This is a genomic window from Streptomyces sp. CB01881 (genome assembly GCF_002953255.1).
Lineage (GTDB): Bacteria > Actinomycetota > Actinomycetes > Streptomycetales > Streptomycetaceae > Kitasatospora.
The window spans coordinates 8,664,846-8,690,856 of record NZ_CP026498.1 but is presented as its reverse complement, the minus strand read 5'-3'; the positions used below and the strand labels follow the sequence as shown (position 1 = coordinate 8,690,856).

Annotated in this window: 23 protein-coding genes, 1 pseudogene and 1 riboswitch; of the genes and pseudogenes, 13 read left to right on the top strand and 11 right to left on the bottom strand. The window is 74.4% G+C overall.

The annotated features are described in order from the left end of the window. Positions 1 to 600: 600 nt before the first annotated feature. From C2142_RS28000 to C2142_RS27985, 4 genes are all read left to right on the top strand, one after another. A complete protein-coding gene (locus tag C2142_RS28000) occupies positions 601 to 1,143 on the top strand; it encodes a carbonic anhydrase (protein WP_148645508.1) in 543 nt (180 codons plus the stop codon). Between the two features lie 409 nt (positions 1,144 to 1,552). Beyond that, complete coding sequence (locus tag C2142_RS27995) at positions 1,553 to 2,518, top strand: MoxR family ATPase (RefSeq protein WP_148645968.1); 966 nt, start codon at positions 1,553 to 1,555, stop codon at positions 2,516 to 2,518. Between the two features lies 1 nt (position 2,519). Continuing rightward, entirely contained in the window at positions 2,520 to 3,842 is a 1,323-nt protein-coding gene (locus C2142_RS27990) for a DUF58 domain-containing protein (protein ID WP_241002819.1), read from the top strand. After that, positions 3,839 to 6,289 carry a DUF3488 and transglutaminase-like domain-containing protein gene (locus tag C2142_RS27985; protein WP_148645507.1) on the top strand — a complete coding sequence of 817 codons (2,451 nt, stop codon included), beginning with the start codon at positions 3,839 to 3,841 and terminating at the stop codon, positions 6,287 to 6,289. Before C2142_RS27990 ends, C2142_RS27985 begins: the two co-directional genes overlap by 4 nt. 132 nt (positions 6,290 to 6,421) lie before the next feature. Here C2142_RS27985 and C2142_RS27980 read toward each other — a convergent pair whose 3' ends face one another. From C2142_RS27980 to C2142_RS27970, 3 genes are all read right to left on the bottom strand, one after another. After that, positions 6,422 to 6,811, bottom strand: coding sequence for a DUF3040 domain-containing protein (locus C2142_RS27980; RefSeq protein WP_148645506.1), 390 nt, complete (start codon positions 6,809 to 6,811; stop codon positions 6,422 to 6,424). A 365-nt stretch (positions 6,812 to 7,176) separates the two neighbouring features. Beyond that, a complete protein-coding gene (locus C2142_RS27975; RefSeq protein ID WP_148645505.1) occupies positions 7,177 to 7,929 on the bottom strand; it encodes a methyltransferase domain-containing protein in 753 nt (250 codons plus the stop codon). A gap of 114 nt (positions 7,930 to 8,043) precedes the next feature. Beyond that, positions 8,044 to 8,649, bottom strand: a complete 606-nt coding sequence (locus C2142_RS27970) for an SAV_6107 family HEPN domain-containing protein (RefSeq protein WP_162002557.1) — start codon at positions 8,647 to 8,649, stop codon at positions 8,044 to 8,046. A 561-nt stretch (positions 8,650 to 9,210) separates the two neighbouring features. Here C2142_RS27970 and C2142_RS27965 point away from each other — a divergent pair. Both C2142_RS27965 and C2142_RS27960 read left to right on the top strand, forming a co-directional pair. Beyond that, a complete protein-coding gene (locus C2142_RS27965) occupies positions 9,211 to 9,843 on the top strand; it encodes a DUF4126 domain-containing protein (RefSeq protein WP_148645504.1) in 633 nt (210 codons plus the stop codon). A gap of 9 nt (positions 9,844 to 9,852) precedes the next feature. Beyond that, positions 9,853 to 11,358 carry an NAD(P)/FAD-dependent oxidoreductase gene (locus C2142_RS27960; RefSeq protein WP_148645503.1) on the top strand — a complete coding sequence of 502 codons (1,506 nt, stop codon included), beginning with the start codon at positions 9,853 to 9,855 and terminating at the stop codon, positions 11,356 to 11,358. A 43-nt stretch (positions 11,359 to 11,401) separates the two neighbouring features. Here C2142_RS27960 and C2142_RS27955 read toward each other — a convergent pair whose 3' ends face one another. Beyond that, positions 11,402 to 12,307 carry a hypothetical protein gene (locus tag C2142_RS27955; RefSeq protein WP_148645502.1) on the bottom strand — a complete coding sequence of 302 codons (906 nt, stop codon included), beginning with the start codon at positions 12,305 to 12,307 and terminating at the stop codon, positions 11,402 to 11,404. A 152-nt stretch (positions 12,308 to 12,459) separates the two neighbouring features. Then, positions 12,460 to 13,374: a methylenetetrahydrofolate reductase [NAD(P)H] gene (metF, locus tag C2142_RS27950; RefSeq protein ID WP_148645501.1), complete on the bottom strand. Its 915-nt coding sequence runs from the start codon at positions 13,372 to 13,374 to the stop codon at positions 12,460 to 12,462. A 187-nt stretch (positions 13,375 to 13,561) separates the two neighbouring features. Here metF and C2142_RS27945 point away from each other — a divergent pair, with 187 nt between their 5' ends. After that, on the top strand, positions 13,562 to 14,668 hold the full coding sequence (locus C2142_RS27945) for a polyprenyl synthetase family protein (protein ID WP_241002818.1): 1,107 nt from the start codon (positions 13,562 to 13,564) through the stop codon (positions 14,666 to 14,668). Positions 14,669 to 14,703: 35 nt separating this feature from the next. Here C2142_RS27945 and thiE read toward each other — a convergent pair whose 3' ends face one another. From thiE to C2142_RS27930, 3 genes are read right to left on the bottom strand one after another with little or no spacing between them, the layout of a single operon-like run. Further along, on the bottom strand, positions 14,704 to 15,354 hold the full coding sequence (gene thiE, locus C2142_RS27940) for a thiamine phosphate synthase (protein WP_148645500.1): 651 nt from the start codon (positions 15,352 to 15,354) through the stop codon (positions 14,704 to 14,706). Next, positions 15,354 to 15,719 (bottom strand): Rv2175c family DNA-binding protein, encoded by a 366-nt coding sequence (locus C2142_RS27935; protein ID WP_148645499.1) that lies wholly within the window; start codon positions 15,717 to 15,719, stop codon positions 15,354 to 15,356. Before C2142_RS27935 ends, thiE begins: the two co-directional genes overlap by 1 nt. Positions 15,720 to 15,770: 51 nt before the next feature. After that, complete coding sequence (locus C2142_RS27930; protein ID WP_148645498.1) at positions 15,771 to 16,967, bottom strand: FAD-dependent oxidoreductase; 1,197 nt, start codon at positions 16,965 to 16,967, stop codon at positions 15,771 to 15,773. Positions 16,968 to 17,060: 93 nt separating this feature from the next. After that, positions 17,061 to 17,173: riboswitch (TPP riboswitch) on the top strand. Between C2142_RS27930 and thiO the strand changes: the two genes are divergently transcribed. The 5 genes from thiO (at position 17,168) to C2142_RS27905 (ending at position 22,809) form a co-directional block, all read left to right on the top strand. Further along, entirely contained in the window at positions 17,168 to 18,352 is a 1,185-nt protein-coding gene (thiO, locus tag C2142_RS27925) for a glycine oxidase ThiO (protein ID WP_241002817.1), read from the top strand. (Overlaps the previous riboswitch by 6 nt.) After that, positions 18,349 to 18,558 carry a sulfur carrier protein ThiS gene (thiS, locus tag C2142_RS27920; protein WP_174315756.1) on the top strand — a complete coding sequence of 70 codons (210 nt, stop codon included), beginning with the start codon at positions 18,349 to 18,351 and terminating at the stop codon, positions 18,556 to 18,558. Before thiO ends, thiS begins: the two co-directional genes overlap by 4 nt. A 2-nt stretch (positions 18,559 to 18,560) precedes the next feature. After that, entirely contained in the window at positions 18,561 to 19,358 is a 798-nt protein-coding gene (locus C2142_RS27915; RefSeq protein ID WP_148645497.1) for a thiazole synthase, read from the top strand. Positions 19,359 to 19,450: 92 nt separating this feature from the next. Beyond that, positions 19,451 to 21,271 carry a Stk1 family PASTA domain-containing Ser/Thr kinase gene (gene pknB / locus C2142_RS27910; protein WP_148645496.1) on the top strand — a complete coding sequence of 607 codons (1,821 nt, stop codon included), beginning with the start codon at positions 19,451 to 19,453 and terminating at the stop codon, positions 21,269 to 21,271. A gap of 191 nt (positions 21,272 to 21,462) precedes the next feature. Beyond that, positions 21,463 to 22,809, top strand: a complete 1,347-nt coding sequence (locus C2142_RS27905) for an FAD-binding oxidoreductase (protein ID WP_346766398.1) — start codon at positions 21,463 to 21,465, stop codon at positions 22,807 to 22,809. Between the two features lie 3 nt (positions 22,810 to 22,812). Here the strand turns inward: C2142_RS27905 and C2142_RS27900 are convergent, their stop codons facing one another. Continuing rightward, a complete protein-coding gene (locus tag C2142_RS27900; protein WP_148645494.1) occupies positions 22,813 to 23,442 on the bottom strand; it encodes a sulfite oxidase-like oxidoreductase in 630 nt (209 codons plus the stop codon). Positions 23,443 to 23,659: 217 nt separating this feature from the next. On the opposite strand from C2142_RS27900, the gene bfr reads away from it, so the two are divergent. Continuing rightward, the gene (gene bfr, locus C2142_RS27895) at positions 23,660 to 24,139 is read left to right on the top strand and encodes a bacterioferritin (protein WP_148645493.1); all 480 of its coding nucleotides are present in this window, start codon (positions 23,660 to 23,662) and stop codon (positions 24,137 to 24,139) included. A gap of 40 nt (positions 24,140 to 24,179) precedes the next feature. Here bfr and C2142_RS27890 read toward each other — a convergent pair whose 3' ends face one another. Together C2142_RS27890 and C2142_RS27885 are read right to left on the bottom strand one after the other, a co-directional pair. After that, entirely contained in the window at positions 24,180 to 24,467 is a 288-nt protein-coding gene (locus C2142_RS27890) for a (2Fe-2S)-binding protein (RefSeq protein WP_148645492.1), read from the bottom strand. A gap of 208 nt (positions 24,468 to 24,675) precedes the next feature. Beyond that, positions 24,676 to 26,008, bottom strand: a pseudogene (locus C2142_RS27885) (3-deoxy-7-phosphoheptulonate synthase class II). Positions 26,009 to 26,011: the final 3 nt, after the last annotated feature.

Here is a 26,011-nt window from a genome sequence, read left to right as displayed (position 1 = left end):
CGATGTCCGGGAGCTCCGACCATTTTGGCCCACTGCGCACCGGAACCGGCGCCTGGGGGGAGCCGCCCGGGCCGGGACGCGGCCCGTGGTCCCCGCCCGCTCTGGGGAAGGTCGTGACCGCCCGGCACCGGGGAAGGTGCGCCAGGTGGCACGGAGCGGGTGGAGGCCACGGGCCGCGTCGGCCGCCGCACCGGCCGGAAAGGCCCGGTTGACGGGCTCCGGCGGGTGTGCTCCACTGCGCCGCAACTCTATCGCGCGGACCCCGCCAGTCAATGGCCCGCTCCGGCGCACCACCCGGGCGGCGGAACGGATCACCGCAGGTCGCGGCCTTCCCGGCGGCCGGCCGGCACCGTCTCCCGGGGTCGCGCGGCGGCCCGCGCGCCCCGTCCGTCCCGGCAGTGCCCCCGCAGCCCTCCCGGCGCCCCCGCCCCGTCGTCCCGGTACCCGGGCCCGGCTCTCCCGGCACCCGCACGGGGCGGACATATCCGGACGGAACGGCCACCGGGGCCGTCGGGTTGTGGATATGCACTCGATCACAGCCGCCCGCTCTGTAGCCACTGACCCCACCACGGACGGGAGAATCGCACTAACGTCTCCGGTATGACAGTGACCCCCGACCGGCCCACGCCGACCGCCGCTGCCGACACCACCCACCCGACCATCATCGACCGCTTCGTCGCCTCCAACCGCGAGTACGCGGTGACCTTCCGCGACGGCGGCATGGACGCCCGCCCCGTCCAGCAGATCGCCGTGGTCGCCTGCATGGACGCGCGCCTCGACCTGTTCGCGGCGCTCGGCCTCGAACTGGGCGACGCCCACGTCATCCGCAACGCCGGCGGCGTCGTGACCGACGACACCATCCGCTCGCTCACCATCAGCCAGCGCGCCCTCGGCACCCGCTCGGTCGCGCTGATCCACCACACCGGCTGCGGCCTGCTCGGCCTCACCGAGGACTTCCGGCGCGAGCTGGAGCTGGAGGTCGGCCAGCGCCCGCAGTGGGCGGTGGAGGCCTTCGTCGACCTGGACGGCGACGTCCGGCAGTCCATGCAGCGGGTGCGCACCTCGCCGTTCCTGCTGCACACCGACGACGTGCGCGGCTTCGTCTTCGACGTCCACACCGGACTGCTCCGCGAGATCTCCTGACCCCGTCCCCGCTCCCCGGCACCGCCGCCGGCCCGGCCAGCGCCGTCCGGGCCACGCCGCGGCGTTCCCGTCGCACCCGGGTGCCGCCTCCCCGGTGCATCCCTCCCCCCTTCCCCCGGCGCTTCCCCGCCGGATGGTGACTTCTGGCCACCGGCCGGGGGAGAATGCGCCTGCCGGTCTGACCCCGAACCACCTGGGGCGGCCAGGCCGCAGGCCGTCCCCGGCACCGGCTCCCGCACGGAACCGCTCCTGGAGGGGCCGCGTCAAGCAGGGGTGGGGGCCGGCCTCGGGGTGAGGTGGGCGCAGCGTGCCAGGGAGCGTACGGGTGACGAGCTACAACGATCAGGCCGGTCTCGAAGGTCGTACGGAAGGCGATCAGCCGACGCCCGGCTACCACCACCCGGTCGGCCTGCCGGAGCTCGCCGCCGTCGTGGACCGGGTGCGGGCCAACATCGAGAGCGTGATCGAGGGCAAGCCCGAGGCCGTCCGGATCGCCCTGACCGTGCTGCTCGCCGAGGGCCACCTGCTGCTGGAGGACGTGCCCGGCGTCGGCAAGACCATGCTGGCCAAGGCGCTGGCCCGGTCCGTCGACTGCACCGTGCGGCGCATCCAGTTCACGCCCGACCTGCTGCCCTCGGACGTCACCGGCACCAACATCTTCGACCAGCACCAGCGCGACTTCGAGTTCCGCCCGGGCGCGATCTTCGCCCAGATCGTGGTCGGCGACGAGATCAACCGCGCCTCGCCGAAGACCCAGTCCGCGCTGCTGGAGTCGATGGAGGAGCGCCAGGTCACCATCGACGGCACCAGCTACGAGCTGCCCTCGCCGTTCATGGTGGTGGCCACCCAGAACCCGGTCGAGATGGAGGGCACCTACGCCCTCCCGGAGGCCCAGCGGGACCGCTTCATGGCCCGGATCTCGATGGGCTACCCGAGCCCCGAGGCCGAGCTCGCCATGCTCGACGTGCACGCCGGCGCCAGCCCGCTGGAGGACCTCCAGCCGGTCGCGCACGCCGCCGACATCCTCAAGCTGGTCGAGCTGGTGCGCACCGTCCACATCGCCGACCCGGTCCGCCGCTACGCCGTCGACCTGGTCGGCGCCACCCGCACCAGCCACGAGCTGCGCCTGGGCGCCTCGCCGCGCGCCACCCTGCACCTGGTGCGGGCCGCCCGTGCCGCCGCCGCGCTGGACGGGCGCGACTACGTCACCCCGGACGACATCCAGCGGCTGGCCGTCCCGGTGCTCGCCCACCGTCTGATGCCGACCGCCGAGACCCAGCTCAGCCGCCGCACGTCCGAGCAGATCGTGGCCGACCTCGTCGCCCGTCTGCCGCTGCCGCGCCCGCAGGGCGGCCCGGCCGTCCGGAGGGGCTGAGGTGGGGCCGTCCGACGCACCGTCGGGCCTGCGCGCCGGCCTGCGCGGCCTCACCACCCGGGGCCGCTCCTTCCTCGCCGCCGGGGTCACCGCGGTGGTCTGCTCCTACGTGCTGGACCAGGACGCCCTGCTGCGCGTCGGCGTGCTGCTCGCGGCCCTGCCGCTGGCCGCCGCGGTGCTGCTGGCCAACACCCGCTACCGGGTGGCCAGCGGCCGGCGGCTCTCCCCCCGCCGGGCCGTGGCCGGTCAGGAGGCCCGGGTCCACCTGCGGGTGGACAACGTCTCCCGGGTGCCCACCGGCCTGCTGCTGCTGGAGGACAAGGTCCCGTACGTACTCGGGCCGCGCCCGCGGTTCGTGCTGGACCGGATCGAGCCGCGCGGCAACCGCGAGGTGTCCTACCGGGTCCGCTCCGACCTGCGCGGCCGCTACCCGCTCGGGCCGCTCCAGCTGCGGCTCTCCGACCCGTTCGGGATGTGCGAGCTGAACCGCTCGTTCTCCGCCTCCGACGTGCTCACCGTGGTGCCGCAGGTCCAGGCCCTGCCGCAGGTGCGGCTCAGCGGCGAGTGGGTCGGCCAGGGCGAGAGCCGCACCCGCACCCTGGCCCTGGCCGGGGACGACGACGTCATCCTGCGCGAGTACCGGCACGGCGACGACCTGCGCCGGGTGCACTGGAAGTCCACCGCCCGGTACGGCGAGCTGATGGTCCGCCGCGAGGAGCAGCCGCAGAAGGCCCGCGCCACCGTGCTGCTCGACACCCGGGAGACCGGCCACCGCGGCAGCGGCCCCGCCTCCTCCTTCGAGTGGGCGGTCGGCTGCGCCGCCTCGGTCGCCGTGCACCTCCTGGAGCGCGGCTACCAGACCCGGCTGCTCACCGACACCGGCCACTGCGTCCCCGGCCCGGACGCCGGCGGCGGCAACACCGCGGCCGACGCCTCCGGCCTGATCCTGGACGCGCTCGCGGTGGTCGACCTCTCCGACGGCGGCGGGCTCTCCCGTGCCGAGGAGCCGCTGCGGACCGCCGGCGAGGGCCTGCTGGTCGCCGTCCTCGGCGACCTCGACGAGGCGCAGACCGCCCGGCTGGCCCGGCTGCGCAACCGCACCGGCGGCGCCGTGGTCTTCCTGCTCGACTCCGGCACCTGGAGCGGCCTGCGGATGCTCGCCCCGGACACCGGCGGCGACGAGTTCCGCGCCCGCGTCCGGCAGCTGCGCGAGGCCGGCTGGACGGTCCTGCCGGTCCGCGCCGGTGATTCCGTCCCCGACCTGTGGCAGGCCGCCGACGCGGCCGGGTCGTCCTCCCCCTACCGAGAAGAGGCCGGCGCGTGACCACCCGGGCCAAACTGACCGTGTACTCGGCGCTGGCAACCGCCCTGGCCTCGCTCTGCCTGGCCCCGCTGCTCACCGGCAAGAGCTGGATCGTCTACGCCCTGCTGGTGGTCCTCGCGGTCGCCGCGTCCGGCGCGGGCCTGCGCCGGACGCCCTTCTACCGCTGGACGGTGCCGCTCGGACAGCTGCTCGTCCTGTTCGTCCTGCTGCTGGTCGGCTTCGCGAGCGCCACCAACCGCTTCGGCGGCATGGTGCCCGGCCCCGAGTCGGTGCGCACCCTCGGCCAGGTCCTCGGCCACGGGCTGGACGACATCCGGGAGTACGCCATCCCGGCCCCGCCCAACCCGGGCCTGCGGCTGATCCTGGTCTCCTCCGTCGGGCTGATCGCCATCGCCGTGGACACCGTCGCGGTGACCTACCGGCGCTCGGCGCTGGCCGGACTGCCGCTGCTGGCGCTCTACTCCGTCGGAAACGGACTGGCGGGCGACCGGGGCAGCTGGGTCTGGTTCGGGCTCGCCTCCACCGGCTACCTGGTACTGCTCTTCGCCGAGGGCCAGGACCGCGTCTCCCGCTGGGGCCGGGTCTTCCGCGGCACCTCGCGCGGCGGCGAGGGCGGCACGCTCAGCCTCAGCGGCCAGCGCGTCGGCGTCCTGGCGCTGGCACTGGCGCTGCTGGTGCCGGCGTTCCTGCCGCGCTGGGACGGCGGCCTGATCCACACCGGCCCCAAGGGCACCGCCGCCGGCACCGGCGCCGGGGGCGTCACCAGCCTCGACCCGCTGGTCACCCTGGAGTCCGCGCTGACCAAGCCCAGCGACATCGAGCTGCTCACCTACCGGATGGACAGCAGCCTCGCGGACACCGCCTACCTGCGCACCGGTTCGCTGGACGTGTTCGACGGCGCCGCATGGAAGCTCGGCAGCCCCGGCACGACCGACTTCAAGGGCACCTTCGCACCCCCGGAGGGGCTGCGCGACCTCGGCGTCCCGACGGTCCCGGGCGACTTCCAGGTCACCAACAACCTGGACTCCGCCTGGCTGCCGATGCCCTACCCGGCCAAGAGCGCCACCGTCCCGAACCCCGGCAGCTGGAGGGTGGACACCCTCACCGGCACCGTCCAGCCGGCCGGCGGCAAGGAGAAGGCGATCAAGGGCCTGCACTACCAGGTCACCGCGTACGACGTCCGGCCCACCGCCGAGGACCTGCGCCAGGCGCTGCCCGCCCGGCCGCAGATCGCCGGGCACTACACCGACCTGCCCGGGGACCTGCCGTCCGTCGTCCGGCAGCAGGCCCAGGCGGTCACCAGCAGGGCGCCCACCGCGTACGACAAGGCGCTGGCGCTCCAGGACTGGTTCACCGGCCCCGACTTCACCTACACCACCCAGATCAAGTCCGGCACCGGCAACGACGCGATCGTGGAGTTCCTGCGCAACCGCAAGGGCTTCTGCGTGCACTTCGCCTCCACCATGGCGGCGATGGCCCGCACCCTGGGCATCCCCTCCCGCGTCGCGGTCGGCTTCACGCCGGGCAACGCCAAGGGCGGCGACCGGTACTCGGTCAACGGGCTGATGTACCACGCGTGGCCCGAGCTGTACTTCGAGGGCTTCGGCTGGACCCGCTTCGAGCCCACCAAGGGCGTCGGGGTGGCTCCCCGCTACACCGAGCCGGTCGCCGCGCCCACCAGCGCGCCGACCACCGCGCCCACCGCCGCCGCACAGAGCACCGCGCCGGTCGCGGTGCCCTCCCGCAGCAGCGACTGCGACCCGAAGCTGCGCCGGACGGGCGACTGCGGGGACCAGAAGAAGGGGTCCGCCGGCGCCCGGGAGGACTCCTGGCTGCTCTCCTGGCAGGTGCTGTCCACCCTGGCCGCGGTCCTGGTGGTGATCGCGCTGCTGCTCACCCCGATGCTCTGGCGGACGCTGCTGCGCCGTCGGCGGCTCGGCGCGGGCGGGCGGCGCCGGCCCGGCGGTGACGGCCCGGCGGAGCTGACCGACGAGCAGGTGCTGGCCGCCTGGGACGAGCTGATCGACTCCGCCTGGGACCTCGGCATCCCGCCGGACGAGTCGCGCACCCCGCGCGCCGCCGCCCGCCGGATCTCCGAGACCGCCGAGCTGGACGAGGCGTCGGCGGCCGCCGCAGGCCGGGTGGCGCTGGCCACCGAGCGGGTGCTCTACGCCCGGTCCGCCCGGGTGTCGGCGCCGCTGGCGGCGGACGTCCGGACCGCCCGGGACGGCCTGCGGGCCGGCACGGACCGGGCCGGGCGGACCAGGGCGGTCCTGCTGCCGCCGTCCTCGGCGCAGCTCTGGTGGAAGCTCTCCGACGCGGTGCTGGGCGTGCGGCTCGCGGTGCGCCGGCGGGCGGCCCGGGTGGCCGGTGCGGTCACCGGTCCGGTCCGCCGGCTCTGGGACCGGCTGCGGCGCCGGGGCGGCACGGACGGGACGGCTTCCTGATCACGGCGTCCTGAGGTGGGAAACGCCGAGGGCGGGCAGTCGGATCGACTGCCCGCCCTCTCGGCGTTCGTGCGGTGGGATCCGCAGGCCCGTGCCCGGAGGCGTGTTGCCCGGAGCCTTCGTGCCGCAGGCTCAGAACCCGCCGGTCTGCTCGTCCCGGCGGCGCTGCCAGCGCTGCTCGACCCGGTCCATCATCCCGGCCTTGCGGTGCGGGGCGGCGGCCGGACGGGGCCCGGACGCCTGGCCGGCCGGACCACGGCGCCAGCCCGTCACGGCGAAGACCGCGCACCCCAGCATCACCAGGAAGCCGACGACGCTGACCCAGATCTGGTCGGGGACGACCATGCCGCCCATCAACAGGCCGATACCCACCACGAAGCCGCCGACGGCCAGATAGACCCGGCGACGGGTGTAGGTGCGCAGCCCGGTTCCCTCAAGCGCCGACGCGAATTTGGGATCTTCGGCATACAGCGCTCGCTCCATCTGGTCGAGCAGTCGCTGCTCGTGCTCCGAGAGCGGCACGGAGTCCTCCTACTCGTCGGTCGCGGGTGCGACCGGTCCGCCGCCCCGGTCGGGGAGGCAAGTCCAATCAGCCTTGAGAACACGCGGTCGGACGCCTGTGCGGGGGCCCGGGCCCGTGTCGTCCATATGCCCCAAGCGTCCGGCTGTCATGCTTTCCGGCTTTACCCAGATCATACGGTCCACGGGCCCGTTGCGGGGTGGTCGGCCACGCACGGGCCGGGCCACTCCGGGCCATCCCCGGCCGCACTGGGCTCAACGCGGTGGGGCCCGGACAAGTGCCCGACCGGGTGGAATCGGCCGGGACCTGGGGAGCTTCGGAGGAGAGAGGGAGGAGGCCCGCCGGAGAACGGTGGCGGACCGCCCGGTCAGGCCAGGGTGGCCAGCAGGTGGAGCTGGGTCGCGACGGCGTGGAAGGCGGGCTGCTCGGCGGCCGCCTCCTCCAGCTTGAGCAGCGCGTCCAGCGCACCCGGCTCGGCGTCCACCAGGACGCCCGGCACCAGGTCGGCGAAGACCCGTACGCCGTGCACCGAGTCCACCCGCAGCCCGGCGTCGACGGCAAGCCGGTCGAGCTCCTCACCGGTGAAGCGGCGCGGCATCGGGTCGGTGTCGCCCCAGCGGCCGTCGGCGGCCTCCAGTACCGTCCGGGCATCGTTGAAGTGCCCCCCGAGGGCGCGGGCCAGCACGGCGCCGTTGCGGTTGGCGGCCAGCAGGCTGACGAAACCGCCGCGGCGCAGGGTGTCGGCCAGGCTGCCGAGCGCCTCGGCCGGGTCGTCCACGACCTCCAGCACGCCGTGGCAGAGCACCGCGTCGACGGTGCCGGGCGCGACCAGCTCGGGCAGCGTCTGGGTGTCGCCCTGGACGGCGCGGACCAGGTCGGTCACACCGGCCTCGGCGGCCCGGCGCTCCAGCGCGAACAGCGCGTCGGGGCTCGGGTCGACCACGGTGACACGGTGGCCGAGCCGGGCCACCGGCACGGCGAAGTTGCCGGTGCCGCCGCCGGTGTCGACCACGTCCAGCACCGGCCGGTCGAGCTCGGCCGCCCGCTTCTCCAGGGCGGCCCGCACCACCTCCCAGACCACGGCGGTACGCAGGGCGCTGCGGGGACGCGTCGGGTACAAGGCGGGACTCCTCGGCACGTGCAGATCGATCAGGATGCCTCCACCTTAGACCGGGCCGGCGGACGGGCCACTGCGGGCGGCCGGGCCGCACCGCCCGGCCGCCTCAGGCCAGCCTCAGGCCCGCCCCCGGTCACCCCCGGGACCGGGGGTGCGGCCGGCGTCGCCGTCGTCCGGCGGGAGCCGCGGCGCGGGCCGCACCGGGTGCAGGCCGAGCAGCCGCTCGACCAGGCGGAGGAAGAGCGCGGAGTTGCGGATCAGGTCGTCGGCGTCGCGGGCCGAGGCGGCGCCCCTGATCCCGGCCTCGGCGGCGGCCCGGCGGCGGGCGCCGGCCGCGAAGTAGACCGCCCACTCGGCGAGCTCGGGCGCCATCTCTGGAAGCACCTCCCAGGCACTGCGGATCGCCCGGCGCCGCCGGGGGCTCTTCTCCGGCCGGCCCCGGACGGCGAGCACCGCCGCCACGGTGCGCAGCGCGGCGAGGTGGGCGGCGGCGTAGCGCTCCAGCGGGTCCTCCAGGGAGCGGGACCGGGTGAGCGTGCGGTGTGCGTCGGCGAGCAGGTCGAGCGCGGCGGGCGGGGCGGCGACCCGGCGCAGCACCGGGTGGACGTCCCCGGCGGCGGGCGCGTGGGTACCGGGCTGGTGCCCCTCCGACCGGTGTGGCGTCGGCCGGTGGGCGGCGGAGTGGAGGCGGGCGGTGACGGGCTCAGGACGGCTGACGGTCATGGTCTCCCCCGTTCCGAGGCAGTGCACGGGCCGGACGGTCCGTGCGTCTCCATCGTGAACGGAGCCACTGACAATGCGGCCCGGAGGCGTCGCCCGTCCGTCCGGGCGTCGGGCATGCGTGCGGGCGGTGCTCACCGGCCGCTCCCCCGCCGGCCCGCGCTCACCGCCCCGCACCCGCCGGAGCGCCGTCCCCCCGTAGGCGGCGCCCCGCAGTCCCCGGTGGCCGGTCCCCCCTGGCCCCGCTCCGCCGCCCCGTGTCGGCGGTGCGCGGCCTACGACCGGCTCCGGTGCGGACCCGCCGGTGGCGTCCGCCGGCCCCCCGTGACCGGCGCGGACCCCACCTGTCCGCCGTACCGGTCCGGCAGCGCCCGACGCGCCGCCGTCCCGGTGCCACCACTCTCCCGTCTGCGCAGGTCGGAGGCCATCCGCTCAGGTACTCAACCGTGTTTCTGAGTATCCGTACTCAGTCCGCCCGGGCCGGGAACCGGAGGGCGGTCCGCGGGCGTCCCGGTACGGTACGGCGAGCCGGGCGGTCCCGGCGGGCACTCCGAGGAGGAACGGATGACCATCCTTCCGCTGATCTTCACCAGCGGACTGGCGAGCGGGATCAACGCGTACGCGGTGGTGCTGCTGCTCGGCCTGCTGGGCCGGTTCGCCGGGGCCGGCTCGGTGCCGCCCGCGCTGGAGCGCACCGACGTACTGGTCGCGGCGGCCGTGCTCTTCCTGCTGGAGGCGGTGGCCGACAAGATCCCGTACGTGGACAGCGTCTGGGACGCCGTCCACACGGTGATCCGCCCGATCGCCGGGGCCACGGTGGGCGCGCTGATCGCGAGCGCCGAGCCGGGTTCGCTGCCCGAGGTCGCCGCCGGCGCGGTGGGCGGCACCACGGCGCTGGTCAGCCATCTGGTGAAGGCCTCGCTGCGGATGGCGGTCAACACCTCGCCCGAGCCGGCCAGCAACATCGCGGTCAGCCTCGCCGAGGACCTCTCGGTGGCCGGCCTGGTCACCCTGGCGATCTTCCACCCGTGGCTGGCCGCCTCGATCGCCGCCGCGCTGCTGATCGCCGGCCTGCTGCTGGTCCGGTTCGCGGTCAACCGCATCCGCCGCTTCCGCGCCCGCCGCCGCGAGCGCAGGGCGGCCCGCCTGGCGGGCCGGGCACAGCCGGCGGCGGGGGCGTACTCCGCGCAGCCATAGGATCGGGCCATGGCACGGATCGTCATCATCGGCGCAGGAATGAGCGGGCTCGCGGCAGCCTCCCGGCTCGCGACCCTCGGACACCGGGTGACGGTCTGCGAGGCGGGCGCGACGTACGGGGGCATGGTCGGCCGGTACGAACGCGACGGTTTCGCCTTCGACACCGGCCCCGGGCTGCTCACCCTCCCGGCCGTCTACCGCGACCTCGCGCTGAAGACCGGCAAGGAGCCGCTGGAGCAGCTGGTCAAGCTGGCCCCGGTCGAGCCGGAGAGCCGGCACCTGTTCGCCGACGGCACCGACCTGGTGCTGCCCAACGCCTCCCGCGGCGGCGTGGTCCAGGCGCTGGACGCCGCCTTCGGCGCGGGCTCGGGCGCGCGCTGGGCCGAGGTGATGAACCACGGCCGCACGGTCTGGGAGGCCACCCGCCGCCCGCTGCTGGAGGAGCCGCTCCCGGCCGACCCGACGCCGCTGCACACCGACCCGTACCCGGCGCCGCCCCGCAAGGGCCTGCTGTCCCGGCTGTTCCGGCCCGCGCCCTGGACGCTCACCGGCGTGGCCGCCCACGGTCTCGACGGCCACCCTGGCCTGACCGCGCTGCTGAACGAGTACGCGCTGCGCTACGGCCTCCACCCGGACACCGCCCCGGCGAGCGCCACCGTGCTGCCGTACATGGAGCAGTCCTTCGGCGTCTGGTACGTCAAGGGCGGCGTCCGCGCGCTGGCCGACGCGGTGTACCGGCGCTGCGAGCAGCGCAAGGTGGACTTCCGCTTCGGTACCGAGGTCACCGCCGTGGCGGTCGAGGACGGCCGCGCCGTGGGCGTCGACACCGCCGACGGCCGGATCGACGCCGACCTGGTGGTCTCCTCGATGGACGCCTGGGAGCTGTTCCGCCGGCGCGTCGCCGAGTGGCCGGGCGACGGCGACCCGAACGAGTGGGCGCGGCAGAACGAGGAGCCCAAGGGGCGGTTCCGCGTGCTGCTGGCACTGCGCGGGGCCCGGCCGGAGGGCACCGTGCACCGCACCGTGGTGCACGCCGCCGACCCGGCGGCCGAGTGGAACGCCCTGACGCTCAGCGCCGGCCTCTGCGAGCGCCCGACGGTCGAGGTCCTGCGCCCCGACGATCCGTCGCTGCGACCGGACGACGGGCACGAGAGCGTGGTGCTGACCGTGACGGTGCCGGCCCAGGGCGACGTCGACTGGACGGAGCCCGGCCTGGCCGAGCGCTACGCGGACCGCTTGCTGGACCACGTCGACGCGGCCGGCCTCGGCCTGCGCGAGCGCGTCCTGTGGCGGGTGGTCCGCACTCCCGAGGACACCCGCCGGGAGACCGGTGCGTTCATGGGTGCCGTCACCCTCCCCGCCCTGGCCGGCGGCGACGGGCGCTGGCTGCAGTACGCCAACGAGTCCCCCGTCCCGGGCCTCTACCTGGTCGGCGGCGCCGCCCACCCCGGTGGCGGGCTGGCCCGGGTCGGCATGTCGGCCTGCATCGCGGCCAACCTCATCGGCCCGGCCTGACCGGGGCGACCGGCCGCACGGGGGCCGACCGGGCCGCGGGGGCTCAGCCCTGCTGCTGCCAGGTGTTCTGCTGCTGGTAGCCGTACTGGTCGTACTGCGGCTGCTGCGGGATGCCCTGCTGCTGGTCCTGCTGCGGCTGCCACTGCTGCTGTTGCTGCTGGGCCTGCTGGTCGTAGCCGTACTGCTGCTGGCCGGACTGCTGCTGGTAGGTGCCGTAGGCGTCGGGCTGCTGCTGGTAGGCCGCGTACTGGTCCGGCTGGACGGCCTGCTGCTGGTAGCCGCCGTAGCCCTGGTCGTAGGCGAAGGCCGGCTGCTGCTGGGTCTGCCACTGCTGCTGTTGCTGCTGGGCGTTCTGGTCCCAGGCGGCCTGCTGCTGGGCGGGGTCGTAGCCGGCCTGGTAGGCCTCGGCGTACGGGTCCGGCTGGGCCTGCTGAACCTGCTGGGGCTGCTGCTGCTCGTAGTAGGCGGGCGCGTAGACGCCGTCGTCCGCGGCGATCTCCTGCATCTCGAAGGCCGCGGTCTGCTCGACGGCCGGGACGTCCTCGTCCGCGGGCCCCGGCTCGGGGCTCTCCTCGACCGCGCTGACCGTGCCGATCCGGTCGGCCGCCACCGCGGTGGCCACCGCCGCGCCGCCGGTCAGCGCGCCGAGCAGCGGCACCTTGGCGAGCGGGCCGGGCAGGCCGCCGTCGGCGGTGCGCAGCGACCAGCCGGCCGCGTAGCCGCGCTTCACGGAGAGGGTGACGAGGGTCTGGCCGACCGCGAACAGGGCCGCGCCCGCACCGATCACCACGACGGAGCCGGCCGCCATCCCGGCGGGCACTCCGAGGAAGCCGGCCAGGGCGAGGGCGCGCCAGTGCACCGGGGCCCGGTTCTGCAGCAGCAGCTCGGCCACCAGCCAGAGCGCCACCACCGCCAACGCGGCGTACAGCAGCAGGTATCCGATGCCCATCCGCCCGCTACCTCCAGTCGCGTGCCCGCGCGCGCCGCGCGTGTGCGGCGACTGTACCGGTTCAACGGCCCGGGTACCGCATCGCGTTCCCGCCCGGGGCGACCACTTCCGGGCCGTTGCGGCCGCCGGCCCGGCCGGGCCGGCGGCGCAGCTCAGCGCTGGTGCAGACCGAGGTTCTGGTAGATCTCCAGGGTCGCCGTCGAGTGGTTGAGCGTGATGAAGTGCAGGCCGGGGGCACCCTCGGCGAGCAGCCGCTCGGACATCGCGGTGGCGTGCTCCATGCCGACCTCGCGCAGTGCCGCCGGGTCGTCGATGGCGGCGCGCAGCCGGGCCTCCAGCTCGGCCGGGAAGGCCGAACCGCTCAGCTGCGGGAAGCGGTCGAGCTGCTTGGCGTTGGTGACCGGCATGATCTCCGGGATGATCGGCGTCTCGCAGCCGGCCGCCGCGACCCGGTCGCGCAGCCGCAGGTAGTCGTCGACCTCGAAGAACATCTGGGTGATCGCGTAGTCGGCCCCGGAGCGGATCTTCGCCACGAAGTGCCGGATGTCCTCGTCCCAGTCGGTCGAGCGCGGGTGCATGTTCGGCGAGGCGGCCACGCCCACGCAGAAGTCGCCGATGCCCTTGATCAGCTCGACCAGCTCGTACGCGTAGGTGACCCCCTGCGGGTGCTTCACCCACTCGCCCATCGGGTCGCCGGGCGGGTCGCCGCGCACCGCGAGGACGTTGCGCACGCCCTGGTCGGCGTACTGGCCGATGATGTTGCGCAGCTCGGCGACCGAGTGGTCGACGGCGGTCAGGTGGGCGACCGGCGTCAGGGTGGTCTCGGTGGCGATCCGGCCGACCATGTTGACGGTGCGCTCGCGCGAGGAGCCGCCGGCCCCGTACGTCATGCAGACGAAGTTGGGGTCGAGCGGTTCGAGCCGGCGGATGGCGTCCCAGAGACGCTGCTCGCCGACCTCGGTGCGCGGGGGCATGAACTCGAAGGAGAAGGATCGCTTGCCGGCCGCCAGAAGCTCGCGGACCGTCAGCGCGCGGTCAGTTCTGGTGGAAGCGATTCCGAGTGCCATGCTGGCAGGTTAACCGTCGGCCGAAGGGCACGGACAACTCGGTCCCATTTATTGAGACAAATGGTGGACGGGATTCCGCTTCCGTCCGCGACCGCTCCCGGGAGGGCCCGCAGCCTCGCCCGTACAGCCGTTCCCGGCCGCCCGGCTACGCTTGCCCCACCCCCAGCCAAACCTCCGGAGCCTCATCGTGACCTCGTCCAGCAACCGGCCGGCCAACCCCATTGACGTGGAGGACGTGCGCGGGCGCGTCAACGCGGCCCTCGCCGGCTTCATGGACGGCCAGGCGGCCCTGCTCGGGAAGATCTCCCCGCAGCTGGCGCCCGCGGCCGAGGCGCTGCGCGACTTCCTGCTGGACGGCGGCAAGCGGCTGCGCCCGGCGTTCTGCTACTGGGGCTGGCGCGGCGCCGGCGGCGCGGCGGCCGGCGAGGGCATCGCCAACGCGGCGGCCGCCCTGGAGCTGCTCCAGGCGAGCGCGCTGGTCCACGACGACCTGATGGACCGCAGCGACACCCGGCGCGGCCTGCCCTCGGTGCACCGCCGCTTCGAGGCCCTGCACCGCGACAGCGGCTGGCGCGGCGACCGCGAGCAGTACGGCACCTCGGCCGCGGTGCTGCTCGGCGACCTGCTGCTGATCTGGTGCGACGAGCTGTTCCTGCGCTCGGGCCTGGACCCGGCGGCGGTGCTGGCCGCCAAGCCGGTGTTCGACCTGATGCGCACCGAGGTCATGGTCGGCCAGTACCTGGACGTGCTGGAGCCGGTCGCCGGCGACTCCACCGACGAGGGCGCACTGGACCGGGCGCAGACGGTGCTGCATTACAAGTCGGCCAAGTACACGATCGAGCGGCCGCTCCAGATCGGCGCGCTGCTCGCGGGCGCGCGGCCGGAACTGGTCGAGGCGTACGGGGCGTTCGGCCTGCCGCTGGGCGAGGCGTTCCAGCTCCGGGACGACCTGCTCGGCGTCTTCGGCGACCCGGCGGTCACCGGCAAGCCCGCCGGGGACGACCTGCGCGAGGGCAAGCGGACCCTGCTGGTCGCGCATGCGATGCGCGGGCTGCCGGCCGCCGACGCCCGCCACCTGGACGAGCGGCTCGGCGCGCCGGACCTCGCGCCCGAGGAGGTGGCCCGGCTGCGCGGGCTGGTCGAGCGCAGCGGCGCGCCCGAGCTGGTGGAGCTCCGCATCGAGGAGCTGATGCGGCAGTCGCTGGCCGCGCTGGAGGCCGCGCCGCTGGCCGACGCGCGGGCCCGCGAGGTGCTGCTGGCGCTGGCCGAGGCCGCCACCGTCCGGAAGTACTGAGACGAGTCCGGGAACGGCGGCGGCCCCGCGCGGCGTCAGGCCTGGCGCAGCCGCCGGGACAGCGCCGCGGCGGCGGCCTGCGGGTCGTCCGCGGCTGTGATGGCGCGCACCACCACGACCCGGCTCGCCCCGGCCGCCAGCACCTCGTCCAGGTTGCCCAGGTCGATGCCGCCGATGGCGAACCACGGCCGGTCGGTGACCTGCTTCGCCGCGTACGAGACCAGGCCGAGGCCGGGCGCGTGCCGGCCGGGCTTGGTCGGGGTGGGCCAGACCGGCCCGGTGCAGAAGTAGTCCACGCCGGGCTCGGCGACCGCCGCGTCCACCTCGGACTCGGCGTGGCAGGAACGGCCGATCAGCACGTCCTCGCCCAGGATCGCCCGGGCCGCCGGCACCGGCAGGTCGTCCTGGCCGAGGTGGAGCACCTCGGGGCGGGCGGCGTGCGCGACGTCGGCGCGGTCGTTGACCGAGAGCAGCTTCCCGTGCCGGCGGCAGGCGTCGGCGAAGACCTCCAGTGCCTCCAGCTCCTGCCTGGCCTCCAGCCCCTTGTCACGGAGCTGGACGATGTCCACCCCGCCCGACAGCGCGGCGTCCAGGAACTCGGCGAGGTCGCCCTGCTCCCGCCGGGCGTCGGTGCACAGGTAGAGCCGGGCGTCGGCGAGGCGCCGGCGCAGCGTGTCCGCGGCCATCAGATCAGCATCGCCTGGGCGCGGCGCTTGACCTCGGTGCCGCGGTTCTCCTGGAGCGCCTGGATCGGGCTGCCCGGCAGCGACGGGTCCTCGGTGAAGAGCCACTCCAGGATCTCTTCATCGTTGTACCCGCAGTCGCGCAGCACGGTCAGGGTGCCGGACAGGTGCTTGACCAGCCCCTGACCGTCGATGAACGCGGCCGGGACCTGGAGCGACCTGTTCGGGCCGCGCCGGACGGCGATCAGGCCACCGTTCTTGACCAGGTCACGCACCTCGGTGACCCGGACCCCCCACTGCTCCGAGATGTCGGGCAGGTACATCCACTCGGTGACCAGGGCTTCAATCTTGCTTTCGATCTCACTCACGCCACCAGACTGCCACCTCTGCGGCCCGCCGCGCACCAAAGGGACGGTCCGTCAGCCCGCGACGGCCGACTTCAGGGGCACCGACGGGTCCGCCGCCCGGGCCGGATCCAGCACCGCGCCGCGCTCGACCAGCCGGCGGCCCTGGGTGAGGTCGCGCGGGCGGTCGACGGCGAGCAGGGCGCGCAGCACACCGCCGCGCAGCCAGAGCACCGCCCAGGAGGCGTCCGCCGGCGATCCCCGCCAGAGCAGCTCGTCGCCGTCGCCGTGGCGCCCGGCGTACTGCACCATCCGGCCGAACTGCTCCGACCAGAAGTACGGCACCGGGTCGTACGGCACGTCCGCGCCGAGGACGGCGGCGGCCGCCGCCTCGCCGGACTGCAGCGCGTGGTCCCAGTGCTGGACGGTCAGCCGGGCGCCCGTCCGGGCGGAGGGGTAGCTCGCGCAGTCGCCGGCCGCGTAGACGCCGGGCAGGCCGGTGCGCAGCCCCTCGTCCACCAGGACGGCGCCGGCCGCGTCCAGCCCGACGCCGGAGCCGGCCAGCCAGTCGGTCGCCGGGCGGGCGCCGATGCCGACCACCACCTCGTCCGCCGGCAGGTGCGAGCCGTCCGCCAGCAGCACCGCGCCGGGCTCGACGGCCTCGACGGCGGCGCCGCAGCGCAACTCGACCCCGGCCTCGGCGTACCAGGCGGCCATCGCCCGGCCGACCTCGGTGGGCAGCGCGCCGGGGACGGGCGCCGGGCCCGCCTCGACCACGGTCACCTCGCAGCCGGCCGCGCGGGCGGCGGTGGCCACCTCGGCGCCGATCCAGCCCGCGCCGACCAGCACCAGGCGCAGGCCCGGGCGGAGCAGGGCGCGCAGGGCCAGGGCGTCGTCCAGGGTGTGCAGCAGGTGCGCGCGCTCGGCGCCGGGCAGGACGCGCGGGACGGCTCCGGTGGCGATCACCAGGGCGCCGTACGGCAGGTCGCCGCCGTCGGTGTGCAGCACGCCGGGGGTGAGGCCGGTGGCGCGGCGGCCGGTGAGCAGCTCGATGCCCAGGTGCGGGAAGTCGATGTCCAGGGTGGTGGCGTCGGCCTTGCCGAGCAGCACCTCCTTGGAGAGCGGCGGCCGGTCGTACGGCGCGTGCGGCTCGTCGCCCACCAGCACAATGCGCCCCGGCCAGCCGCCCCGCCGCAGCCCCGAGGCGCACTGCGCCCCGGCCAGCCCGGCCCCGACCACGACCACCTGATCCGTCCCGCTCAGCTCTGCCACGCCGTCACTGTACTGGCGCCCGCCGGGGGCGCCGGGCGCCGTCCCACCCCTCGTACACGCCTTCGGCGGCGCCGACCCCCGGCGTTAAGGTGGGGGCACCATCACGGGAGCCCGGCGGACCGGGCTGAGAGGCGGGCTGACACGGCCTGCGACCGTCCGAACCTGATCCGGGTCATACCGGCGAAGGGAGAGCAGCGACTTTGACACGCTCGGCACCGGACGCCCACGCCGGCGTGCTGGTGATCGGCGGGGGCATCATCGGCCTCGCCGTCGCCTGGCGCGCCGCCCAGCACGGGCTGAAGGACATCGTGGTGGCGGACCCCCGGCCCGGCGGCGGCGCCGCCCAGGTCGCGGCCGGCATGCTCGCACCCGTCACCGAACTCCAGTACGGCGAGGAGCCGCTGCTGCGCCTCGGCATGGCCTCCAACGAGCGGTACGCGGCCTTCGCCGCCGAACTCACCGAGGCCAGCGGCGGCCAGGACACCGGCTACCGCCAGTGCGGCACGATCGCCATCGCCCTCGACTCGGACGACCGCGAGGAGCTCCGCGAGCTGCACGCCTTCCACCAGCGGCTCGGCCTGGACTCGCGGTGGCTCACCGGCCGCGAGGCCCGCAGGCTCGAACCGATGCTCGCCCCGGGCGTCCGCGGCGGCCTGCACGTCACCGGCGACCACCAGGTCGACGGCCGACGGCTCGCCAAGGCCCTCGTCCTCGCCTGCGAGCGGGCCGGCGTCCGGCTGCACCGCGCCGAGGCCACCGCTCTGGTGGTCGACGGCGGCCGCGCCACCGGCGCCCGGCTCGCCACCGGCGGGACCGTGACCGCCGATCAGGTCGTGCTGGCCGCCGGGCCGCAGAGCCACCTGCTGCCCGGGCTGCCCGAGGGAGTGCTGCCGGCCATCCGCCCGGTCAAGGGCCAGATCCTGCGGCTGCACGTCCCGCCCGCGTACCGGCCCTTCCTGTCCCGCAACGTCCGCGCGGTGGTCCGCGGCCAGCACCTCTACCTGGTGCCCCGCGAGAACGGCGAGCTGGTGATCGGCGCGACCACCGAGGAGCAGGGGTACGACACCACCGTCACCGCCGGCGGCGTGTACGAGCTGCTGCGCGACGCCCACGAGCTGGTCCCCGGCATCACCGAACTGCCGCTGGTGGAGACCGCCGCCGGGCTGCGCCCGGGCTCGCCGGACAACGCGCCGCTGCTCGGGCCGACCGCCCTGCCCGGCCTGGTCGCCGCCACCGGCCACTACCGCAACGGCGTGCTGCTCACCCCGGTGACCGCCGACCTGGTCGCCGGCTACCTGGCCACCGGCACGACGCCGGACCTCGCCGCGCCGTTCTCCCCCACCCGCTTCGCCCCCACCGGCTCCACGACGAAGGTCCCCGCATGAGCGACATCCCCCTCACCGTCAACGGCGAGCCCCGCCAGGTGCCCGCCGCGACCACCCTCGCCGAGGTGGTGGCCACCCTCAGCCGGTCCTCCTCGGGCGTCGCCGCCGCGCTCAACGAGACCGTGGTGCCGCGTGGTTCGTGGCCGCTCACGCAGCTCTCGGCGGGCGACCGGATCGAGATCCTCACCGCCGTGCAGGGAGGCTGACCATGGCTGACGACCTGCTCACCATCGCCGGCACCACCTTCGGCTCGCGCCTGATCATGGGCACCGGCGGCGCCCCCAGCCTGGAGGTCCTGGAGCAGGCGCTGCGGGTCTCCGGCACCGAGCTGACCACCGTGGCGATGCGCCGGGTCAACGCCACCACCCAGGGCTCCGTCCTGGACGTGCTCACCCGCAACGGCATCCGGATCCTGCCCAACACGGCCGGCTGCTTCACCGCCGGGGAGGCCGTGCTGACGGCCCGGCTGGCCCGCGAGGCGCTCGGCACCGACTGGGTGAAGCTGGAGGTCATCGCCGACGAGCGGACGCTGCTGCCCGACCCGATCGAGCTGCTGGACGCCGCCGAGACGCTGGTCGACGACGGCTTCACCGTCCTGCCCTACACCAACGACGACCCGGTACTGGCCCGGAAGCTGGAGGACGCCGGCTGTGCGGCGATCATGCCGCTCGGCTCGCCGATCGGCTCCGGCCTGGGCATCCGCAACCCGCACAACTTCCAGCTGATCGTGGAGAGCGCGAACGTCCCGGTGATCCTGGACGCGGGCGCCGGCACCGCCTCGGACGTCGCACTGGCGATGGAGCTGGGCTGCGCCGCCGTCATGCTCGCCTCGGCGGTGACCCGCGCCCAGGACCCGGTGCTGATGGCCGAGGCGATGCGGTACGCCGCCGAGGCCGGCCGGCTCGCCCACCGGGCCGGCCGCATCCCGCGCCGCTTCCACGCCGAGGCCTCCTCCGCGATGGCCGGCCGGGCCGACCTCGACACCCGCGAACACCCGGCGTTCTGAGCCCCGGGGGGCGTGTCACAAGCCGGGCACAGAGGGCCCCGGGAGCGGTGTCTCCCGGGGCCCTCACCCGTATGCGCCACTAGACTCGCCGGGTGGACAAGGCGGACATGGCATTGCACGACCCTCTGATCGGTACCCTGCTCGACGGCCGGTACCGGGTCGGGCAGCGCATCGCCGCCGGCGGGATGTCCACCGTCTACCGCGGCACCGACACCCGGCTCGACCGGGTCGTGGCGCTCAAGGTGATGCACCCCTCGCTGGCCGGCGACGAGGGCTTCACCGGCCGGTTCATCCGCGAGGCCAAGGCCGTCGCCCGGCTCGCGCACCCCAACGTGGTCAACGTCTTCGACCAGGGTGCGGACGGCAAAACCGTCTTCCTCGCCATGGAGTACGTCCCCGGCCGGACCCTGCGCGACCTGCTGCGCGACCGCGGCGCGCTCTCCATCCGCGCCGCCCTGGACGTCCTGGAGCCGGTGCTCGCCGCGCTCGGCGCCGCCCACCGGGCCGGGCTCGTCCACCGCGACGTGAAGCCCGAGAACGTGCTGATCACCGACGGCGGCCTGGTCAAGGTCGCCGACTTCGGACTGGTCCGGGTCCTGAACGCCGCCGACGGCGCGGCCACCTCCACCACGGCGACCTCCGGCACCGTCCTCGGCACCGTCTCCTACCTCGCCCCCGAGCAGATCCGCCCCGGCGACGAGACCGACCAGCGGGTGGACGTCTACGCCGCCGGCATCCTGCTGTACGAGATGCTCACCGGCCACCGCCCGCACACCGGCGAGAACCCCGTCCAGGTGATGTACCGCCACCTGCACGAGGACGTCCCCGCGCCCTCGCTCACCGTGCCGAGCGTCGTCCCCGGGCTGGACGCCATAGTGGCCGGCGCCTGCGCGCGCGACCCGCAGGCCCGCCCGTACGACGCGGTCGAGCTGCTGGCCGCCCTCCAGCGGGTGCGCCGCACGCTCACCCCGGCCCAGCTGGACGCCGAACCGCCCACCTCCACCCTGGACACCCCGCAGTACCCGGCCAACGAGCCGACCTCGGTGCTCCGGCCCGCCGTCACCGCCCGGGCCGTCTCCGCGGCGGCCCCCGACCCGGACGCCGCGCCGCCGGTCGAGCGGACCAGCGTGCTGGACGTCCCGCCGGACGTGATGGAGCAGCTGCTCGCCGAGCCGCGCCCCTACGACGAGCCGCCGCCGGCGCGCACCCGCCGCCCCGGCCCGTGGAGCCGCCTCCCCCGCAAGCCGCTGGTCTGGGCCTGCGTGCTGGCCGCCCTGGTGCTGCTGGTCGGCGGCACCACGTACGCGCTCTCCGGCGCCCTGTACACGACGGTGCCGGGCGTGCTCGGCAAGGACCGCGCCGAGGCGCAGCGGATCCTGGACGGCGCGGGCATGCACGGGCGGTTCAGCGAGGTGTACAGCGAGAGCGTCCCGGCCGGTCAGGTGATCTCGACCGACCCGGGGGTCGGTGCCCGGGCCCGCAAGAGCGACGCGGTCGCCGTCACCGTCTCCCGCGGCCCTAAGCGGATCGCCGTGCCGGAGCTGGCCGGCAAGCCCGCCGACCAGGCCGTCGCCGCGCTGGCCGCCGCCCAGTTGGCCGGCGGCAACGTCACCCAGACGTACAGCGACACCGTGCCGGAGGGTGCGGTGATCAGCACCTCCCCGGCGGCCGGGCAGCAGCTGCCGGAGAACTCGCCGGTCTCGCTGGTGGTCAGCAGGGGCATGGTGGCCGTCCCGGACGTCACCGGGATGTCCAAGGACGACGCCGCCAAGGCGCTCCAGGCCGCCGGGTTCGCGATGCAGAGCAGCGGCGTCAACCTGTTCGGCACCGGAAGGGTCTCCAGCCAGTCCCCCGCCGCCGGCGAACGCCGGCCGCAGCACACCGTGGTGACGGTCAACTTCCCCTTCCTCTGAGGACTTTCCGGCCCCGGGGGCGTGTCCGACGGACAGGCCCCCGGGGCGCACCCGGCGTAGCGTGGAACCAGGCCTGCCCGGCCCCGCCCGCCACAGCCGGGAGGGCTGCGGCACCGGGACCTCCGGACGGGGCTGCGCGGCGGCCGGTACCCGAGGATGTGGTCGTCATGGGCGGACCCACCGTCGACGGCTTGAGGGAGCGTGTGCGGGGCGCGGTGATCACCCCTGCGGACGAGGGCTACGACGAGGCGCGCCGGGTCTACAACGGCATGGTGGACCGCCGGCCGACCGTGATCGTCCGGGTGGCCAACGCGGGGGACGTGATGGCCACCGTCGACTTCGCCCGGGACAACACGCTGGACCTGGCGGTCCGCGGCGGCGCCCACAGCGCGCCCGGCTTCGGCACCTGCGACGACGGCGTGGTGATCGACTTCTCCGCGCGGCGGGGCGTGCGGATCGACCCGGAACGCCGGACCGCGCAGTGCGAGGGCGGCGTCACCTGGGGCGACCTCAACACCGCGGGGTACGCCTTCGGTCTCGGCGTCACCGGGGGGATCATCTCCACCACCGGCATCGCCGGGCTGACCCTCAACGGCGGCTTCGGCCACCTGGCCCGCGGACTGGGCCTGAGCTGCGACAACCTGATCTCGGCCGACGTGGTCACCGCCGACGGCCGGTTCCGCACGGTGAGCGCGGAGCAGGAGCCGGACCTCTTCTGGGCGCTGCGCGGAGGCGGCGGCAACTTCGGCGCGGTGACGTCCTTCGAGTACCGGCTGAGTCCGGTCGCCGACGTGGTCGCCGGGCCGTTCGTCTACGAGCTGGAGCACGCGGCCGACGTGCTGCGCTTCTACCGCGAGTACATCCAGGACGCCCCCGAGCAGCTGGGCCTCTTCCCCGGCTTCCACATCGCCCCACCGCTGCCGTTCGTACCGGAGGACCGGGTCGGCGACCCCTTCATCCTGCTGGTCCCCTGCTGGGCCGGGCCGCCGGCCGAGGCGGAGAAGGTGCTCGCCGCGCTGCGGGACGCGGCGCCGGTGGTGGCCGAGGGTGTCGGCCCGGCACCGTACCCGGCGTTCGCCGCCGCCTTCGACCCGCTGCTGCCGCCCGGGCTCCAGCAGTACTGGAAGGGCGTCTTCGCGACCGAGCTCACCGACGGGGCGATCGCCGCGCACGTGGAGTACGGGCCGCGGGTGCCGACGGTCAACTCGGCGGTACACCTCTACCCGATCAACGGCGCCTGCCACCGCGTGCCCGCCGACGCGACGGCCTTCTCCCACCGGGACGCGACCTTCGCCACCGTGATCGCCGGCGTCTGGCCGGACCCCGCCGACAACGAGCGGAACACGACCTGGGTGCGCGACTACTACGCCGCGCTCGCCCCGCACTCCGACGAGGCCGGCTACATCGGCTTCATGGACCACGACGACCAGCACCGGATCGAGGCCAACTACCGGGGCAACTACGACCGCCTGGTGGAGCTGAAGCAGCGGTACGACCCCGGCAACCTGTTCCACCTCAACCAGAACATCCGGGGCTGACGGCTACCGCAGCGGCCCGTCGCCCGGCTCCTCCTGGTAGGAGTAGCGCTGTTCCCGCCAGGGGTCGGCGAGGTTGTGATACCCGCGCTCCTCCCAGAAGCCGCGCCGGTCGGCCCGCATGTACTCCACCGCCCGGACCCACTTGGGCCCCTTCCAGGCGTAGAGCTGCGGGACGACCAGCCGGACGGGGAAGCCGTGCTCGGCAGTGAGCGGCTCGCCGTTGCGGTGGGTGGCGAAGACGGTCCGCGGGTCGGCGAAGTCGGCCAGCCGCAGGTTGGCGCTGTAGCCGTACTCGGCCCAGACCATCACGTGGGTGACGTCGGGCGCCGGGGGCACCTGCGCCAGTACGGCCGCGGCCGACACGCCCGTCCAGTCGTTGCCGAGCATCGAGAACTTGGTGACGCAGTGCAGGTCGGCCCGGACGGTGGTGCGCGGCAGGGCGTTGAAGCCGGCGAAGTCCCAGCTGTGCTTCTCCGCCGAGGCGGTCGCGCCGAACACCTGGAAGTCCCAGGCCAGCGGCTTGAAGCGGGGCACCGGTCCGTAGTGCAGGGCGGGCCAGCCGCGTTGCGGGCGCTGTCCCGGAGGGAGCCTCGGGTCAGACGGCGGGATCGGTTCTTGTTCGGGCTGACCCATGGCTCCATGGTGACAGACGGCGGACAACGCCCGGTGCGCGCCCCTTTCCGGTGCCGTACGCCCGCCCGTACGGGCCAATAACCGACCAAATCAGATATTCCGACACATGTCCTAGTGAGTGTGAACTTACTGGAATTTCTTCCCATCGCGGTGCCAGGATGCGTTCCAGCCGCGGGCACGGCCGAGGTTCCCCGACGCACAGCAGGAAGGCAGCGCCATGAAGGGCGACGCAGAGGTCATCGAATTCCTCAACGAGCAGCTCACCGCCGAGCTGACCGCCATCAACCAGTACTTCCTGCACGCCAAGATGCAGGAGAACTTCGGCTGGACCAAGCTCGCCAAGTACACCCGGCACGAGTCCTTCGACGAGATGAAGCACGCCGAGGTGCTCACCGACCGGATCCTCTTCCTGGACGGGCTGCCCAACTACCAGCGGCTCTTCCACGTCCGGATCGGCCAGACCGTCAAGGAGATGTTCGAGGCCGACCGCCAGGTCGAGGTCGAGGCGATCGACCGGCTCAAGCGCGGGATCGTGGTGATGCGCGCCAAGAACGACGTCACCTCGGCCAACATCTTCGAGGCCATCCTGGAGGACGAGGAGCACCACATCGACTACCTCGACACCCAGCTGGAGCTGCTGGAGAAGCTCGGGGAGGCGCTCTACCTCGCCCAGCTGATCGAGCAGCCGGAGTCCTGAGCCCGTCCGGCGCGCCGGACCCCGCCGGGCGCCCGGGCGCTCAGGCCGCGCGCAGCGGGGCGACCGGGGCGAGCGGCACCGCTTCCGACGGTGCGGCCTCCGACGGCGCGGCCTCCGGGTCGGCGAGCCCCAGCTTCGCGGCCAGCCGGGCGGTCGGGCAGGGCCGCGCGCCGTGCTCGCCCAGCAGGGCCTGGATGCGCCGGACGCAGGAGCCGCAGTCGGTTCCGGCCTTGCACCCCTTGGCGATCTGGCGCGGGGAGTTGGCACCCGCGTCGATCTCGTTCCTCACCTGGGCCTCGGTGACCGCATGACACATGCACACGTACATCGCGGTCTCTCCCGGGGGGTGCAGCGGAGTGGATCTTGACTAAGGCTTGCCTTAGCTCACTAAGCCTCACCTTACCCGGCAATCCTGGCGTGAAAAAGCCCCTCCGGGCTCGGGAATCCCGAATCCGGAGGGGCCTTCGTCACATCAGGGCCGACCAGCGCCGATCAGGCCCGACCGGGCCGGGCCGGGGCCGCGGCGGCCCCGCGGCTCACTGGCCGCCGCGGTACATCTCGGCCACCAGGAACGCGAGGTCCAGCGACTGGCTGCGGTTGAGCCGCGGGTCGCATCTCGTAGCGCTGGTGCAGGTCGTCGACCAGCACCTCGTCGCCGCCGCCGACGCACTCGGTGACGTCGTCGCCGGTCAGCTCCACGTGGATGCCGCCCGGGTGGGTGCCGAGCGCGCGGTGCACCTCGAAGAAGCCCTTGACCTCGTCGAGCACGTCGTCGAAGCGGCGGGTCTTGTGGCCGCTGGAGGCCTCGAAGGTGTTGCCGTGCATCGGGTCGCAGATCCAGACCGGCTGCGCACCGGAGGCGGTGACCTTCTCCACCAGGGTGGGCAGGTGCTCGCGGATCTTGCCCGCGCCCATCCGGGTGATGAAGGTGAGCCGGCCGGGCTCGCGCTCCGGGTCCAGCTTCTCGATCAGGGTGAGCGCCTCGTCGACCGAGGTGGTCGGGCCGAGCTTCACGCCGATCGGGTTGCGGATCCGGGAGGCGAACTCGATGTGCGCGTGGTCCAGCTGGCGGGTGCGCTCGCCGATCCACACCATGTGGCCGGAGACGTCGTACAGCTCGCCGGTGCGCGAGTCCACGCGGGTCAGCGCGGTCTCGTAGTCGAGGATCAGCGCCTCGTGCGAGGAGAAGAACTCGACCGTCTTGAACTCCTCCGGCGCGACACCACAGGCGTTCATGAACGCCAGCGCGTTGTCGATCTCGCGGGCGAGCTGCTCGTAGCGCTGGCCGGCCGGCGAGTTGCGCACGAAGTCCTGGTTCCAGGCGTGCACCTGACGCAGGTCCGCGTAACCACCGGTGGTGAACGCGCGCACCAGGTTGAGCGTCGCGGCGGACGCGTTGTACATCCGCTTCAGGCGCTCCGGGTCCGGGATGCGGGACTCGGGGGTGAACTCGAAGCCGTTGACCGAGTCGCCCCGGTAGACCGGAAGGGTCACGCCGTCGCGGGTCTCGGTCGACTTGGAACGCGGCTTGGAGTACTGGCCGGCGATGCGGCCGACCTTCACCACGGGCACGGAGGCGGCGTACGTCAGCACGGCCGCCATCTGGAGCAGGGTCTTCAGCTTGTTGCGGATGTGCTCGGCCGACACGCCGTCGAAGGCCTCGGCGCAGTCGCCGCCCTGCAGCAGGAACGCCTCACCACGCGCCACGGCAGCGAGCCGGGCGCGCAGCTGGTCGCACTCGCCGGCGAAGACGAGCGGCGGATAGGAGGCGAGCTCCGCAAGGGTCTTGCGCAGAGCCTCTTGGTCCGGCCATTCAGGCTGCTGCGCCGCGGGCAGGGACTGCCAGGGGTGGGGATTCGTCACGGTCACACG